Source organism: Athalassotoga sp., assembly GCF_049965695.1.
Taxonomy (GTDB): Bacteria; Thermotogota; Thermotogae; order Mesoaciditogales; family Mesoaciditogaceae; genus Athalassotoga.
In genome coordinates this window covers 1-1,341 of record NZ_JBMFWB010000051.1, presented here as the reverse complement: position 1 = coordinate 1,341, position 1,341 = coordinate 1, and the positions used below count along the sequence as shown (strand labels likewise).

Genomic DNA, 1,341 nt, shown 5'->3' with positions numbered 1-1,341 from the left:
CTGAGTTTTCGGAACTCTTGGTACTGAAATCGCGTACAGCTGTACGGTAATCGTGGGGAATCGTGTTTCTGCGCCCCTGTTGACCTTCTGGGTGATACCTTCACCGCTTAATCTCGTTTCTTCACGAAAACACTTGTTTTTTCTTCTGCCTGTACCTCAGACAGATTCAACAACAATCAAATGATGCTTTCTTTAGTTAATGTTGGTATTACACTTTAAGAGATGATGAGCAACAACCTGTTACTACTACATCAGTTAACTAAAGAAAGTGAGAGGAGAGGGGAAAGCGAAGAGTCATCGCTCTGTCAGCGAAGAAATCCAAATTCTGAATCCTGTCTTGTAACCCTCTGTGTCCTCTGGTTCAGATTCATGAATAGTACAGTAATTTTTCTCTTTTTGATAATTCTTCCAACGAGCATCATCAAACTGGCACTGCGTGTAGCCTTTGCGGTTTTCCTCCACACTGGAGATAAGAAAACTTTTGCCACGGTAGTCAGTCACAGCATCAGTACTGTCTGGTGGGTTCATACATTTGGATTCTGCTACTTCTGCAAGGTAGCGATCACTGGGTTTGTAGGCATACAACCCTTCTGGTGTGCGAGCAAATTTAACAACTCTGTCATTCACATGAACAACAAATGCATTTTCAACCTCTGAGTCAAATGTAACTCGGTACTTGTCAGCCAATTGAGCAAGTCCAAAAATGTTTGCCATGCTGGTTGGATCATAGTAAACTTTTCCAAAACCATTTCCATGGCCTTTGAGTCCAATAACCTTGGATCCAGCATTTGTAGTCATCATTAGTGGATGCTTAGCAACCTTGATTCCAGTAACCAAGTCTGGATTCATGAAAGTCGCTCCAATACTTGATCCAGAGTCAAGTAAAATCACATCTTTTAGATCTTTTTAAGTCTCTTTGCTCTTCTTTTGATCAATCTGTTTGTGCATACTGCCGCACTCCTGTGCTTTGGCAGACACAGTAAGTCCACTCCATCCTTTTTCAGTTTTCTTATGGTGGACACTCCTGTTTGATGTTGAAGTTTTAGTGGATTTGTCATCATCATCAGCATCTCCTTTGCCCTTTGACTGCATACCTGCCATCGCTTTTTTGATGGCCCATTGATTTCTTGGGATACTGTCCTTATCAGGGCACTGGGGGCTCCTGTGACCTGGTTTACCACAAATAAAACAAATAAGATCTTTGCTTTTATCCTTTTGTGCAAAGCTTGTAGCACCAACACCATCCTCAACTGCTTTTTCATTTTGTTTGTATGCATGGTGCTTTTTCTGATTTTCATAAAATTTCATATCAAACCAATGCTAGGACAGGACATCAGTTGC

The 1,341-nt window shown here is 41.4% G+C and carries 2 protein-coding genes; both read right to left on the bottom strand.

The features are described from left to right. Positions 1 to 294: 294 nt before the first annotated feature. Positions 295 to 849 carry a hypothetical protein gene (locus ACP5NR_RS08700; protein ID WP_428006356.1) on the bottom strand — a complete coding sequence of 185 codons (555 nt, stop codon included), beginning with the start codon at positions 847 to 849 and terminating at the stop codon, positions 295 to 297. Between the two features lie 57 nt (positions 850 to 906). Next, positions 907 to 1,308, bottom strand: a complete 402-nt coding sequence (locus tag ACP5NR_RS08695) for a hypothetical protein (RefSeq protein ID WP_428006355.1) — start codon at positions 1,306 to 1,308, stop codon at positions 907 to 909. Positions 1,309 to 1,341 lie beyond the last annotated feature (33 nt).

What these genes read in the sequence shown, in the direction of transcription:
- ACP5NR_RS08700 (WP_428006356.1), bottom strand. Translation starts at nt 849, where the DNA reads ATGAATCCAGACTTGGTTACTGGAATCAAGGTTGCTAAGCATCCACTA.
- ACP5NR_RS08695 (WP_428006355.1), bottom strand. Translation starts at nt 1,308, where the DNA reads ATGAAATTTTATGAAAATCAGAAAAAGCACCATGCATACAAACAAAAT.